The 13,905-nt window shown below is 70.4% G+C and carries 13 protein-coding genes; 9 read left to right on the top strand and 4 right to left on the bottom strand.

The genetic code is table 11. The annotated features are described in order from the left end of the window. Positions 1 to 278: 278 nt before the first annotated feature. Positions 279 to 848 (bottom strand): hypothetical protein, encoded by a 570-nt coding sequence (locus ACLBXP_RS08690; protein WP_447667236.1) that lies wholly within the window; start codon positions 846 to 848, stop codon positions 279 to 281. Positions 849 to 924: 76 nt separating this feature from the next. Between ACLBXP_RS08690 and ACLBXP_RS08685 the strand changes: the two genes are divergently transcribed. Next, entirely contained in the window at positions 925 to 1,389 is a 465-nt protein-coding gene (locus ACLBXP_RS08685; RefSeq protein ID WP_447667235.1) for a hypothetical protein, read from the top strand. 252 nt (positions 1,390 to 1,641) lie between these two features. Here the strand turns inward: ACLBXP_RS08685 and ACLBXP_RS08680 are convergent, their stop codons facing one another. After that, complete coding sequence (locus tag ACLBXP_RS08680) at positions 1,642 to 2,319, bottom strand: LuxR C-terminal-related transcriptional regulator (protein ID WP_447667234.1); 678 nt, start codon at positions 2,317 to 2,319, stop codon at positions 1,642 to 1,644. A 688-nt stretch (positions 2,320 to 3,007) separates the two neighbouring features. Between ACLBXP_RS08680 and ACLBXP_RS08675 the strand changes: the two genes are divergently transcribed. Genes ACLBXP_RS08675 through ACLBXP_RS08665 form a run of 3 tightly spaced genes read left to right on the top strand, consistent with a single transcriptional unit; the run spans position 3,008 to position 4,881 of the window. Continuing rightward, positions 3,008 to 3,250: a hypothetical protein gene (locus ACLBXP_RS08675; RefSeq protein WP_447667233.1), complete on the top strand. Its 243-nt coding sequence runs from the start codon at positions 3,008 to 3,010 to the stop codon at positions 3,248 to 3,250. Continuing rightward, positions 3,247 to 4,245 carry a UDP-glucuronic acid decarboxylase family protein gene (locus ACLBXP_RS08670; RefSeq protein WP_447667232.1) on the top strand — a complete coding sequence of 333 codons (999 nt, stop codon included), beginning with the start codon at positions 3,247 to 3,249 and terminating at the stop codon, positions 4,243 to 4,245. The genes ACLBXP_RS08675 and ACLBXP_RS08670 overlap by 4 nt, the downstream gene beginning before the upstream one ends. Before the next feature lie 42 nt (positions 4,246 to 4,287). Beyond that, positions 4,288 to 4,881, top strand: a complete 594-nt coding sequence (locus tag ACLBXP_RS08665) for a histidine phosphatase family protein (protein WP_447667231.1) — start codon at positions 4,288 to 4,290, stop codon at positions 4,879 to 4,881. A gap of 18 nt (positions 4,882 to 4,899) precedes the next feature. Here the strand turns inward: ACLBXP_RS08665 and ACLBXP_RS08660 are convergent, their stop codons facing one another. Further along, positions 4,900 to 5,583, bottom strand: coding sequence for a GntR family transcriptional regulator (locus tag ACLBXP_RS08660; RefSeq protein WP_447667230.1), 684 nt, complete (start codon positions 5,581 to 5,583; stop codon positions 4,900 to 4,902). A 224-nt stretch (positions 5,584 to 5,807) separates the two neighbouring features. Here ACLBXP_RS08660 and ACLBXP_RS08655 point away from each other — a divergent pair, with 224 nt between their 5' ends. Then, positions 5,808 to 7,112 (top strand): MFS transporter, encoded by a 1,305-nt coding sequence (locus tag ACLBXP_RS08655; RefSeq protein ID WP_447667229.1) that lies wholly within the window; start codon positions 5,808 to 5,810, stop codon positions 7,110 to 7,112. 109 nt (positions 7,113 to 7,221) lie between these two features. Here ACLBXP_RS08655 and ACLBXP_RS08650 read toward each other — a convergent pair whose 3' ends face one another. Beyond that, entirely contained in the window at positions 7,222 to 8,934 is a 1,713-nt protein-coding gene (locus ACLBXP_RS08650; RefSeq protein ID WP_447667228.1) for a thiamine pyrophosphate-binding protein, read from the bottom strand. 241 nt (positions 8,935 to 9,175) lie between these two features. On the opposite strand from ACLBXP_RS08650, the gene ACLBXP_RS08645 reads away from it, so the two are divergent. From ACLBXP_RS08645 to ACLBXP_RS08630, 4 genes are read left to right on the top strand one after another with little or no spacing between them, the layout of a single operon-like run. Next, positions 9,176 to 9,583, top strand: a complete 408-nt coding sequence (locus tag ACLBXP_RS08645; RefSeq protein ID WP_447667227.1) for a cobalamin B12-binding domain-containing protein — start codon at positions 9,176 to 9,178, stop codon at positions 9,581 to 9,583. A 16-nt stretch (positions 9,584 to 9,599) separates the two neighbouring features. Continuing rightward, positions 9,600 to 11,033: a phenylacetate--CoA ligase family protein gene (locus ACLBXP_RS08640; protein ID WP_447667226.1), complete on the top strand. Its 1,434-nt coding sequence runs from the start codon at positions 9,600 to 9,602 to the stop codon at positions 11,031 to 11,033. Further along, positions 11,030 to 12,019: a methylmalonyl Co-A mutase-associated GTPase MeaB gene (gene meaB / locus ACLBXP_RS08635; protein ID WP_447667225.1), complete on the top strand. Its 990-nt coding sequence runs from the start codon at positions 11,030 to 11,032 to the stop codon at positions 12,017 to 12,019. Before ACLBXP_RS08640 ends, meaB begins: the two co-directional genes overlap by 4 nt. 9 nt (positions 12,020 to 12,028) lie before the next feature. Then, positions 12,029 to 13,720 carry a methylmalonyl-CoA mutase family protein gene (locus ACLBXP_RS08630; RefSeq protein ID WP_447667224.1) on the top strand — a complete coding sequence of 564 codons (1,692 nt, stop codon included), beginning with the start codon at positions 12,029 to 12,031 and terminating at the stop codon, positions 13,718 to 13,720. The last annotated feature ends 185 nt before the right edge of the window (positions 13,721 to 13,905 follow it).

Raw genomic sequence — 13,905 nt, 5'->3', positions numbered from 1 at the left:
CTTACTCGACTATGAATGCAGTCGAAGACTGCACAACGCTCGGCTCCCGAGGTGACATCACCGTCGCAAAAAAACGACGTGAAGAAAGCCTTAAAAAATGGTTAAGGCTGTCAGGAATAACCCGACAGGACTGAAGAAAAAATCTGACAGAAATGGAAGAATTGGGTACTTGCTGGCAGATTGCCGCGGGCTTCGGTTGCAATGCAATAAACCCGGCATTATCCGCCAGTACAGCGATACAAATTCCGTGCCATCAGCTTCGCCGCATTCGCGCCGGGTCACCCCCCCGCGGGCGCCTGCAGGGCTCCTCGCAGCTGCGGCAGGAAGGCCCAGAGGTCCCGGTTGAGGCGCTTCATCTGCCGGATCGCGTCGGACAGCTCGGAGAGGCGTGCGGCGTCCACGGGCCGGGCCTCGCCGAAGCTCAACCGGCCCCCGGCCTGCTGCACCCGCATGGCGTGCGTGTGCGTGATCCGGCCGGCCTCGTCGATGGTGTAGGTGCAGTGGCCGAACTCGTTGCGCACCCGGGTGCCGGCGTCGAATCGCTTGACGAGGCGCGCGAGCCCTTGCGCGGCGGTCCGGTCGGTCACCTTCAGGGCCGCGAGGCGGGTGATCAGATCGAGTCTCGCGCGCGTGGTGTTGAGGGTCGAGAACACGACCGCGGCGGTGACTTCGTCCGTGTCGAGGAGTATCATCAGGACATAGATGAACAGGCTCTCGTTGTTGGACCAGGTCAGCGAGAGCGTGCCGATCAACTGCAGGAGTTGCTGCTGCTGATCGCCGGCGCGCGAGGAGGCCGCGGCCTCGACGGCGGCGAAATCCGGCATCGGTGGCAGCGCGGCGCGGGTCATGCATCCGTTTTACGGTGGTGACCGCCGCGTGTCACACGGTCCGGTGGTCTTATCCCCGCACAGGAGCCGGCGCACGATGCTCGGAGGCCGAATCCTTGGAAGCAACTCGGTTCTCGACCTGTGGCGGGTCCGCGGCGGCCGGCGCGCGGCGGTGCAGGCTCTGCAACCATACGTTGAGCGCGCGCGCTGGCAGGCCGGCGGCCCGCCGGGCCGGGCCTGGCTCGACCCCTACCTCGTCGGCTTCCTCACGACGCTGATCACCCGCATCGCGCTCCGGGCCCAACCCGGCGTCGGCAGCGAGGCCCTGGGGCTCGTGCAGGTCGAGGCCTGGTCCCTCCTCACGGGGGGCGCCAGCGAGCTGATCGGCGAGCGCATCCTCACCCTGAGCCTCGCGGAAGACGCCCACTTCCTGGCGGGGCACCGGGACGCCGCGGACTTCGACGGGGCGCTCCTCGCCGGCCACGCGCCGACCGATCTCGACGCCCTGTGGGACCAGGGGGTGGGCGCGCGGCTCGCCGGGCAGGCCGAGCCGGTGGCGTGAGACCGCGTTCGATCGGGTCGATCGACGGGCTCCAGATCCGGCGCGTCAGCTGGAGCCCTCCTTCGAGTCCCCCTGTGGGGGCGCCTCAGGATGAGGTGGGAGGGTGGGAGGCACCGTCCGGGTTCCCCCACCCCGCGCCCTCATCCTGAGGTGCGAAGCGAAGCGAAGCCTCGAAGGAGACCTCCAGGGATTGCGGCGGATTCCGGCAATCTCCTTCGAGGCCCTCCGCGGGCCCATCGCCTGCCGCAGAGGTCAGGCCGGCATCTCGCGGAACCAGCCGCTCATCAGCGCGTGGCGGACGATCTTGGCCCGGGTGGTCAGGTTCAGCTTGGTCGCCGCGCGGTTCTTGTAGGTCTCGACCGACTTGACGGTGATGCCGAGCTTGTCGGCGATCTCCTTGTTCGAGAGGCCGAAGGCGATCTGCTTCAGGATGTCTTCTTCGCGGTTGGAAAGCGAATGGCCGCCGCGCAGGCTGATCGGCTCGCCCCGCCGGTCCATGCTGCGCAGGCGGATCATCTTCGAGGCGATGGCCGGGTCCACGTACACCCCGCCGGAGGTGACCGCGTGGATGGCGTGGATCAGGCACTCCTCGGCCGAGCGCTTCGTCACGAAGCCGCGGGCGCCCGCGTCGAGGGCCTGCTGCACCAGGTTGAGGTCGTCGCAGGCGCTGACCATCACGCAGCGCGTGGCCGGCGTCTCGAAGGCGATCCGGCGGATCAGCGCCACCGCGCTCATGTCCGCGAGCGCGCAGCCGACCACCGCGACGTCGATCGGGCTGCCGGCGATCTCGGAAAAGGCGGCGTGGCCGCTCGTCGCGACGCCCGCCACGCACACGTCGGGCGTGGCCGCGAGGGCATTCCGGACGCCGGCGATGAACAGGGGGTGGCCGTCAGCCAGAAACGCGGTGATCGAGTTCAGGTGCGTCAACATCTGGGCTGCTCCCCATTTCCCAGCATTGGTCTCTTGTCGCGAATTTCATTCTTATCTGTTCAAACCGTGAGTTGCATACACGATCGAATCTGGCCTGACAATCGTCGACCGTAATCGTTGCCGGGTGTCCTGAATTCGTTCGAGAAAACAGTGCGCGAATGCAATTGCGCCTCGCTCGTGTCCCGCCCGCCGCAGTTGATCCTCTTTAAAGCCCGGAGCGCAAGTAGCAGCCGCGATACCGTGATTCTCCACCCTCCGGCGGATGCGACTACGTCGAAAGAGGTAGGCTGCGGTGGATGTTCGTAGGGCACGCGCCGGTCCGTGGCGTCCGGTCCGGCCTCGCGGAACAATGGCCCTGCCCGAAACCTTTGCGCAGGAGATACAGGCCGCCGACGAAGTCGTGGGCTGCGTGAGGCGGCCCATATCATACGTTAATCGCTACCGCCTGCGGAATGGGGCACACTTCATCTTGCGCAGTCATGGAAGCAGGTGCCGGATCGAGGCCCGACTCCGGACGGCGCGCGCTTCCGCGGCGGGGCTGTTCCGGGCACTTGCCGGGACGCGCGCGAAGCGGCGCGCCGCATCCACGAATCTCGCGAGCCGGCCTTGGCTCCCGCACGGCGACCGCTACTTCTCCCGCACGGGCGGCCCGACCCTGCGGCGGCCGGAGGATGCGTACGGTGCACCGATGGCCCGCGCCCTCTGCCGCTCGGTCGACGCCGGTGCCGGCCCGGCGCGCAGCCACCTGTCCCGCACGGGCGCCCACGGCCCCTTCCGGCAACCGCCGCTGATCGCGCGCGCCCGGCCCGCGCCGGATGTCGGCGCGCCGGACATCCGCACCCAGAACGCCGACCGGGCCGGACGAAGCCCGGACGCCGCCGCGCGGCGGCCGATGCGAAACACGCGTAGCGTCCTGGGAGGGACACGATGAGGCAGTCACGGGATGGTCGGGTGCTGGTCGCGGGCGGGGCGGGCTTCATCGGCTCCCACCTCGTCGACGCGCTCCTGGGGGAGGGCGCCCGGGTCGTCTGCCTCGACAACCTGCTGACGGGCCGCCGGGTCAACCTCGCCCACCTCGCCCGGGAGCCGCGCTTCGAGCTGGTCGAGGCCGACGTCACCGAGGCGCTGCCGGCCCTGCCGCGCTTCGAGCGGATCTTCAACCTCGCCTGCGCGGCCTCGCCGCCGCACTACCAGGCGGACCCGCTCCACACGATGCTGACGAGCGTGGTGGGCACCAACCGCCTGCTGGAGCGCGCCCGCGCGGACGGCGCCCGCTTCCTGCAGGCCTCCACCAGCGAGGTCTACGGCGACCCGGAGGTGCATCCGCAGCGTGAATCCTACTGGGGCCACGTGAACCCGACCGGCCCGCGGGCCTGCTACGACGAGGGCAAGCGCTCGGCCGAGGCTCTGACCTTCGACTTCGAGCGCTGCCACGGCACGGACGTGCGCGTCGCGCGGATCTTCAACACCTACGGCCCGCGCATGCGGGCCGACGACGGCCGCGTGGTTTCGAACGTGGTCTGCCAGGCGCTCGCGGGGGAGGACATCACCGTCTACGGCGACGGCCGCCAGACCCGCTCCTTCTGCTACGTCAGTGACCTCGTCGACGGCCTGATGCGGCTGATGCGCCGGGAGGCGTCGCCCGGCGGTCCGGTGAACCTCGGCAATCCGCACGAGATCACGGTCTGCGAGCTGGTCGAAGAGGTGATCGCCCTCACCGGCACGCGCTCCCGCGTGGTGCGCCGCCCCCTGCCGGTGGACGATCCGACCCGCCGGCGGCCCGACATCACCCGGGCCGGCACCCTGCTCGGCTGGGCGCCCCAGGTCGACCTTGAGGCAGGGCTCGCGGCGACGATCGCCTGGTTCGCCCGCGAGATCCGGTTCGCCGGACCCGTGCCGGAGGAGCACGCCGTTGCGGCCGAGTGAGCTCGCGGGCACCGGTGCCGACCGGGCCGGGGAGGGCGGCGCATGAGGCAGGTCTTCCTCGTCCGGCACGGCAGCCACGACCGCCTCGGCAAAATCCTGTGCGGCCGCATGCCGGGCGTCACCCTCGGGGAGGCCGGGCGCGCCGAGGCGCTGGCCCTCGCCGAGCGCTTCGCGGGGTCGGGCGCCGTGCGCCTCCTCGCGAGCCCTCTTGAGCGGACGCAGGAGACCGCGGCACCCATCGCCGCGCGCCTCGGGCTCCGCATCGAGACCGTGCCGGACCTGAACGAGGTCGCGGTCGGCAGCTGGACCGGCCGCAGCCTCGATGACCTCGCCACCGACCCGGGCTGGCAGCGTTGGAACACGACGCGCGGCGCGGCGCGGGCGCCGGGCGGCGAGTGCATGGCGGAGGTCGGCGCCCGCGCGGCCCGCGTCCTCGCTGAGCTCGGGGCCGAGGCGGGCGGGCCGGCGATCGTCGTGAGCCATGGCGACGTCATCCGCGCAGGCCTCACCGGCCTCCTGGGCCTCGGCAGCGACGCCTACGACCGCGTCGTCGTCGCCCCTGCCTCGGTGAGCGAGCTGGCGCTCTGGCCCGGCAGCGGCCGCGTCGTCTCGATCAACGAGCGCATCGCCCCCTGAGCCGACCGGGTCCGGCGCTCAACCGGCCTGCTGCTCCGGCCCCGGCGGGATCTTCACGCGCTCGAAGGCCTCCACGACGTGGCGGCGCATCAGGTCGGCGGCGCCCGCCGCATCCCCGAAGATCATGCGCTCCAGGATGCGGCTGTGCTCCTGCCAGACGCTGATCGACATGCCGGGGTAGCGCAGCACCTGTCCCATCGCCCGGCGCAGGTGCAGCCAGTGCAGCCTCATGGTCTCGCCGATGATCGGGTTGCCGGAGAGGTCGTAGATGAACGAGTGGAAGTCCATGTCGGCCTGGAGCGTCGCCCGCGTGTCGCCGGCCACCACGAGGTTGCGGCCGTGCTCGACGAGCGAGCGCCCCCGCACGATGGCGCCCTTGGTCAGGCGCTGGGTCGCGAGGGTGACGGCCAGCGGCTCGACCGCCGAGCGGAACTGGTAGATCGCCTGGAAGAAGTCCGGCTCGACGGAGGTCACCATCAGGCCGCGCCGCCCGGACTGCACCAGGAAGCCCTGCGCCTTCAGCACCGCGAGGGCGTGGGTCACCGGCTGGCGGGACACGCTGAGCCGCGCGGCGATGTCCTCCTGGGTGAGGCGCTCCCCCGGCTTGAACGTTCCGTCGCAGAGGGCGTCGAGGATCACCGAATAGGCTTGGTCGACCAGGCTGGTCGATTGTTCGAGCGACTGCACTCTGGTCCCCGGCATCCTTCGTTGCACAGCACTATGATCGGCGCTTGACAGAAGCACAAGCAATCTGCAGCCTGTGTTCGGAGTACTGAATTCGATAGAAAAAACGGTTCTGGGAAGGAAACACGGGCGGCGTCCCCCGGGCGCCTGCCTCGTCCGGCATCATTCGCCGCCGTCCCTGCCCGTCGAGACAACAGGCGCGCGCCAAGCGCCGGCCAGGACATCGCCGCAGGGAGGTTGCCATGACGAGTGGGCTCGCGCTGTCATCCGCCGAGGACGTACCGGTCGCGAGCGCGCTCTACGGGCGCCTCCTGAGACGGCTGATCCCGTTCCTGCTGCTCTGCTACGTGGCGGCCTACCTCGACCGCGTGAACGTCGGCTTCGCCAAGCTCCAGATGCTGAACGACCTGAAGTTCAGCGAGACGGTCTACGGCCTCGGCGCCGGCGTCTTCTTCGTGGGCTACGCGCTGTTCGAAGTGCCGAGCAACATGGTGATGGTGCGGGTCGGCGCCCGCGCCTGGATCGGCCGGATCATGGTCACCTGGGGCCTGATCTCCGCGGCGATGATGTTCACGACGAGCCCGATGAGCTTCTACATCCTGCGCTTCCTGCTCGGCGTGGCGGAGGCGGGCTTCATCCCGGCGATCATCTACTACCTGACGATCTGGTTCCCCTCGGCGTATCGCGGCAAGGCCTCGGCCATGTTCCTCGCCGGCATCCCGCTCTCGGGGATCATCGGCGGCCCGCTCTCGGGCTGGATCATGACCGCCTTCCACCAGAGCCAGGGGCTGCACGGCTGGCAGTGGATGTTCCTGATCGAGGGGCTGTTCGCCTCGGTGCTCGGGGTGGTGTGCTTCTTCTACCTCGACAACGACGTCGCCTCGGCGAAGTGGCTCACGCCGGCCGAGAAGGAGCGGATCGCGACCGACATCGCGGCCGAGGCCCGCTCGAAGCCGCTGCACTCCGCCCGCGACGGCCTGACGAGCGGCCGGATCTGGCTCCTCAGCTTCACCTACTTCTTCTTCACGATGGGCCTCTACGGCATCAGCTTCTGGCTGCCGACGATCATCAAGGACAGCGGCGTCAAGGACCCGTTCCACGTCGGCCTGCTCACCGCGATTCCCTACACGGGGGCGCTGATCGCCATGGTGCTGGTCGGGCGCAGCTCCGACCGGATGAGCGAGCGGCGCTGGCATCTCGCCATCCCCGCGCTGATCGGTGCCGCCGGCCTCGTCGTCAGCGTCCTCGTCGCCCAGAACACCGTCCTGGCGCTCGCCGCGCTCACGGTGGCGGCAGCCGGCACGCTGACCTGCGTGCCGCAGTTCTACACCCTCGCCCCCGCGGTCCTCACAGGCGCCGCCGCCGCCATGGGCCTCGCGGTGGCGAACTCCGTGGGGAGCGTCGCGGGCTTCATCAGCCCCTACCTCCTCGGCTGGGTGAAGGACGCCACCGGCAGCACCGGCAACGGCGTGATGGTGCTCGGCGCGACCCTGGTGATCGGCGCCTGCCTGGTCTTCCTGAACCCGGCGCGCCTCGTGAACCGCTGAGGGCGCGGGGCCTTCGACGGCCCGGGTTTCGCCCCGGCGCTTCGCGCCGGGGTTCGGCCCCCCCGCGAGCGCGGCGCGCTCTCAAGCCCGCGAGGATCCGCCTTCGCGCCTACGCGTCGCCCGCCCGCCAGGCCCGCTCGGCCGTGTCCCAGGCTTCGAGCGGCTGCAGGTCCGGCACCCAGGCGAGGCCGGTCTTGGCGTCCGAGGACACCGCGTCCGTGGTCACCAGCACGTCGAGGAGAGCGGGGCGGTTCGCCAGGGCCCGCTCCAGCGCGCCGGACAGGTCCTCGGCCCGCTCGACGCGCTCGGCGTGCATCCCGAAGGCTCGGGCCATCGCGGCGTGGTCCGCGCGCTGGAGGCGGGTGCCGACCACCCGGCCGTGGGTGACGGTCTGGTCGTGCACCTCGATCTGCCAGGCGCCGTTGTTGGCCACCACGATCACCACCGGCGCCTGGTGGCGCACGGCGGTGTCGATCTCCATGGCGTTGAAGCCGAAGGCCCCGTCACCCGTGGCGACGACGACCGGCCGGTCCGGCGCCGCGAGCGAGGCGGCGATACCGTAGGGCACGCCGACGCCGATGCAGCCGAAGGGCCCGGGGTCGAGCATCGTTTCCGCCGCGAGCCCGACGCGGGCGAAGCTCAGGAAGTCGCCCCCGTCGGTGACGACGATCGCCCGGGCGCCGACCGCCTCCTGGATCGCGCCGACCACCCGGTTCGGGTGCATGTGGCCGTCCGCACCGTCCGGCGCCGACGCGAGGACCGTGCGCAGCTTGGCCGACCGCTCCCGGTGGCCGTCGCGCAGCGCCGCGGCCCAGGCCCGGTCGGTGGCGGGCGCCCGGTTGCCGGCCGCCGCCAGGATCGCCCCGAGGGTCTGCGCCGGATCGGCCAGGATCGCGGTGCCGGCGCGGTTGTCGCGCAGCTCACCCGGGCTTCCCGCGATGCGCAGGAAGGCCGCTGCGCCGAACACCGCGGGGGAGCCGTAGGCGAGCTGGAAGTCGAGGCGCCGCCCCACCGTCACCACGAGGTCCGCCTCGCCCATGACGCGTCCGCGCATCGCAGCGACCACCGAGGGGTGCTCGTCCGGCACGAGGCCGCGGCTCTCGCCGGTGTCGAGGTAGGGGCAGCCGACTCGGTCGAGGAGCGCGACGAGCGCCGGGCCCGCCTCCTTCGCGCCGCGCCCGCTGATCACCAGGGGACGGCGGGCGGAGAACAGCTGGTCGACCGCCTGCGCGACCGCCGCCTCGTCCGGCCGGGCGCGGCCCCGGGCGCGGGGGGTCATCAGCTCGGGAAGCTGCACGGGCGGGGGCACGAAGGCTCGCAGCACGTCGGTCGGAACGTCGAGGTAGGCGGGGCCGGGATCACCCCCCTCGCCGAAGGCGCGGGCGAGCGCCTCCGCCAGCTCCTGCGGCACGAGCGCCGGCTCGCGCACCGTGCGGGCGTAGCGGGCTACTGGGCGCACCAGGGCGGCGTGGTCGAGGTCCTGCAACGCGCCGCGGTTCTCCTGCGCCCGCGGCGGCGTGCCGGACAGGACGAGGATCGGCGTGCGGGAGACGTGGGCGTTGACGATGCCGGTGAGCGCGTTGGTGAGGCCCGGCCCGGCGGTGACCAGCGCGACGCCGAGCCCCCCCGTCACCTCGGCCTCCCCCTGCGCCATGTGCACCGCGGCGCGCTCGTCGCGCACGTCGACGATGCGGATGCCCGCCGCGTCGAGGGCCATCCAGGTCGGCATGATGTGGCCGCCGCACAGGCCGTAGACCCGGCGGACGCCGTGGTTGTGCAGGAAGCGGGCGATCACGCTCGCAACGCGGTCCTCGTCGTTCATCGCGATCCTCCCCACGAATCAGTCTGTGGCCGTATGCGTCCGGTAGCCGCCCCGATAGCGTCTGAATTCAATGGCGAGCGACGGGGCGCCAGCTTGGCTGCCTCCAGGCAGCCGAGGCCACCGGAGCCGGCCGTCATCCACCAGTTTCGACGTTGCAGTGCACTATAATTATGCCTTGACGCTCCCGAGGCACCATCCTACCAAATCAGCAAGGAATTCGGAATTCAATAGGGAGGTCGAGGTGAGCCAGCCGATCCGCGTGCTCTTGGCCAAGGTGGGCCTCGACGGTCATGACCGTGGCGTGAAGGTCGTCGCCCGCACCCTGCGCGATGCGGGCATGGACGTGATCTACTCCGGCCTGCACCGCACCCCCGAGGAGGTTGTGACGGCGGCCGTGCAGGAGGACGTCGACATTCTCGGCGTCAGCCTCCTTTCGGGCGTTCAGCTCACGGTCTTCCCGAAGATCTTCAAGCTCCTGAAGGACCAGGAGGCCGAGGACCTCATCGTCATCGCCGGCGGCGTCATGCCCGACGAGGACGTGGTGGCCATCAAGGAGATGGGCGTGCGCGAGGTCCTGCTGCAGGACACGCCGCCCGAGGTGATCGTCGAAACGCTGCGCCGGCTCGTCGCCGAACGCGGCGAGCGCTGAGCGGGAGGGCGTTCCCATGGAAGCCTGGTCCTTCCCGCCCGCCTACGACGACAGCTACTTCCCGGAGGCCGGCAGCCGCTACTGGTTCCCGCAGCGCGAGACCATGCCGGCGGGCGAGCGCGAGGCCGCCATCCTGGAGCGCCTGAAGCAGGTCTGCGCCTACGCTTACGCCAACGCGCCGTTCTACCGCCGCCGCTGGGACGAGGCCGGCTTCCACCCCGAGCAGCTCAAGAGCCTCGAGGATTTCGAGGACCGGGTGCCGGTGGTGACGAAGGCGGAACTGCGCGCCTCGCAAGCGAGCGCGCCGCCCTTCGGCGACTACCTCTGCGTGCCGGACCGCGAGATCTTCCACATCCACGGCACGAGCGGCACCACCGGCCGCCCCACCGCCTTCGCGATCGGCCGCGGGGACTGGAACGCCATCGCCAACGCCCACGCCCGCATCATGTGGGGCATGGGGATGCGCCCCGGCGACATGATCTGCGTGGCGGCGATCCTCAGCCTCTACATGGGCAGCTGGGGGGCGCTCGCGGGCGCCGAGCGCCTCGGCGCCAAGGCCTTCCCGTTCGGGGCCGGCGCGCCCGGCATGACGGCGCGCTGCGCGCAGTGGCTCGACAGCCTGAAGCCCGCGGGCTTCTACGGCACGCCGACCTACGCGCTCCACCTCGCCGAGACCGCCCGCGCCGAGGGGCTCGACCCGCGCCGCTTCGGGCTGAAGTACATGTTCTTCTCCGGCGAGCCCGGCGCCTCGATCCCCGGGGTCCGCGACCGCATCGCCGAATCCTTCGACGCGCAGGTGTTCGACTGCGGCTCGATGGCGGAGATGTCGCCGTTCATGAACGTCGCGGGCTCGGCCGAGACGGACGGCCTGCTCTGCTGGCAGGACGTGGTCTACACCGAAGTCTGCGACCCGGCGAGCATGCGGCGCGTCCCCTACGGGAGCCGCGGCACGCCGGTCTACACCCACCTCGAGCGCACCTCGCAGCCGATGATCCGGCTCGCCTCCGGCGACCTGACCCTGTGGACGGACGGGCCGACGCCCTGCGGGCGCACCTACCCGCGCCTGCCGCAGGGGATCTTCGGGCGGATCGACGACATGTTCACGATCCGCGGCGAGAACGTCTACCCGAGCGAGATCGACGCGGCGCTGAACGAGACCCCCGGCTACGGCGGCGAGCACCGCATCGTCATCACCCGTCAGGCGGCGATGGACGAGTTGCTGCTGCGCATCGAGGCGGATGCCGAGACGGTCGCGCGGGGAACCGAGGCCGTCGAGGGCTTCCGCCGCGAGGCCTGCCACCGCATCCAGAAGCTCCTGGGGCTTCGCGCGCAGGCCGAGATCCTGGAGCCGAACACCCTGCCGCGCACCGACTTCAAGGCCCGCCGCGTGGTGGACGACCGCGCCGTGTTCCGGGACATGCACGCGCAGATCGGCGGAGGAGGGGCATGAGCCCCGTCCCCTCCCTCGACCTCGTGACCCGGGTCGCGGCCGGCGCGGTGCCGGCGATCGGGCGGCTGATATCCCGGGCCGAGGCGGGCTCCGCCGAGGCACGTCCCGCGCTCGCCGAGATCTACGGCCGGGCGGGGCGCGCCCACGTCGTCGGACTCACGGGCGTGCCGGGCAGCGGCAAGTCGACCCTCGTGGCGACGCTCACCGCGCACCTGCGCCGGGCCGGCCAGCGGGTCGGCGTCGTCGCGATCGACCCGTCGAGCCCGTATTCGGGCGGCGCCATCCTCGGCGACCGCATCCGCATGGCCGAGCACGTCACCGACCCGGGCGTCTACATCCGCAGCATGGCGACCCGCGGCAGCATGGGCGGCATGGCCCGCGCCGCCCTCGACGCCGTGGACATCCTCGACGTCGCGGGCTTCGACACTGTGATCATCGAGACCGTGGGCGTCGGGCAGGACGAGGTGGAGATCGCCAAGGCCTCCCACACCACCATCGTGGTATCGGCGCCGGGCCTCGGCGACGAGATCCAGGCGATCAAGGCCGGCATCCTGGAGATCGCCGACATCCACGTGGTCTCGAAGTGCGACCGCTCGGACGCCAACCGGACGCTCACCGACCTCAAGCAGATGCTGACGCTGGGCGCGCTCACCGCCGGCCGGGCCGCCTGGCGGATCCCGGTGATCGGCCTCAGCGCCTACAAGGGCGAGGGCTTCGAGGAGCTGATCGGCGCGATCGAGCGCCACCGGCACGTCGCCTTCGAGACGGAGGCCGGCGCCGAGCGCCGCCGGTCGATCGCCCGGTTCCGGCTGGAGAAGACCGCCGAGAACCTCCTGATGGAGCGCTTCCTGCGCCGGGCCGGCCCCCTCAGCGGTCCCCTCGCCGAGCGCCTCAGCACCCGCGACGGCGACCCCTACAGCCTCGCCAACACCCTCCTCGCGGAAGCGCTCGGCCCCGAGGCCGGCGCATCCGGACCCCGCCCCTAGGAGCCTCCCATGACCAGCATCATCGACACCAAGGCCGTCGACGCCCTGCGCTCCGAGGTGGCCGACTGGGAATCGACCGAGGTCGCCGCGTTCCTCAAGAAGCAGGCCGAGCGCAAGGAGGCCTTCTTCACCCTGGGCGACATCCCGGTGAAGCGCGTCTACACCGCCGCGGACGCCGCTGAGACGCCCATCGAGGATATCGGGCTGCCGGGCCGCTACCCCTTCACCCGCGGGCCCTACCCGACGATGTACCGCTCCCGGAACTGGACGATGCGCCAGATCGCGGGCTTCGGCACCGGCGAGGACACCAACAAGCGCTTCAAGTACCTGATCCAGCAGGGCCAGACCGGCATCTCCACCGACTTCGATATGCCGACCCTGATGGGCTACGATTCCGACCACCCGATGAGCGAGGGCGAGGTCGGCCGCGAGGGCGTGGCGATCGACACCCTCGCCGACATGGAGGCGCTGTTCGAGGGCATCGACCTGGAGACGATCTCCGTGTCGATGACCATCAATCCGTCCGCCTGGATCCTGCTCGCGATGTACATCGTGCTCGCCGAGAAGCGGGGCTACGATCTCAACAAGCTCTCGGGGACAGTCCAGGCCGACATCCTCAAGGAGTACATGGCCCAGAAGGAATACGTGTTCCCGGTCGATCCGTCGGTGCGGATCGTGCGCGACTGCATCACCTACTGCGCCAAGAACATGAAGCGCTACAACCCGATCAACATCTCGGGCTACCACATCTCGGAGGCCGGCTCCTCGCCGCTGCACGAGGCGGCCTTCACGCTCGCCAACCTCATCGTCTACGTCGAGGAGGTGCTGAAGACCGGCATGCACGTGGACGAGTTCGCGCCGCGGCTGGCGTTCTTCTTCGTCTGCCAGGCGGATTTCTTCGAGGAGGTGGCGAAGTTCCGCGCGCTGCGGCGCTGCTACGCCAAGATCATGAAGGAGCGCTTCGGGGCCAAGAACCCGGAATCGATGCGCCTGCGCTTCCACTGCCAGACCGCCGCCGCCTCGCTGACGAAGCCGCAATACATGGTCAACGTGGTGCGCACCTCGATGCAGGCGCTCGCCGCCGTGCTCGGGGGCTGCCAGTCGCTCCACACCAACGGCTACGACGAGGCCTTCGCGATCCCGACCGAGGACGCGATGCGCATGGCGCTGCGCACCCAGCAGGTGATCGCCGACGAGACGAACGTCACCCAGGTGATCGACCCCCTCGGCGGCTCCTACTTCGTGGAATCACTCACCACCGAGTACGAGACCCGGATCTTCGAGATCCTCAAGGAGGTCGAGGAGCGGGGCGGCACCCTCAAGCTGATCCAGGAGGGCTGGTTCCAGAAGCACATCGCCGACTTCGCCTACGAGACGGCGCTGCGCAAGCAATCCGGCGAGAAGCCGGTGATCGGCGTCAACCGCAACGTCGACGGCACGCCCGACCCCAAGATCGAGACGCACCCCTACGACTACTCCACGGCCGAGCGCCAGGTCGCCCGCACCCGGCGGGTGCGCGCGGAGCGCGACCCGGTGAAGTTCGACCTGCTCCTGCAGCAGCTCGTGGCGGTCGCCAAGGATCCGTCCCAGAACATCATGCCGATCACCATCGAGCTGGTGCGCTCGGGCGCCACCATGGGCGACATCATCGAGACGCTGAAGGACGTCTGGGGCACCTACCGCGAGACTCCGGTGTTCTGAGCCGAGGAGCGTCGCGCAACCTGGGCGGAGGGCTCCATCGCCCGCGCGATCCCTGGAGGGCTCCTTCGAGGCTTCGCACCTCAGGATGAGGCCGTGGATCGGGGAAACCCGGACGGCACATCCCATCCGCCCACCTCATCCTGAGGTGCCCCCGCGAGGGGGCCTCGAAGGAGGCCTCCAGGGAT

This window comes from Methylobacterium sp. A54F (genome assembly GCF_053346035.1).
This window is presented reverse-complemented; position numbering and strand designations above follow the sequence as displayed.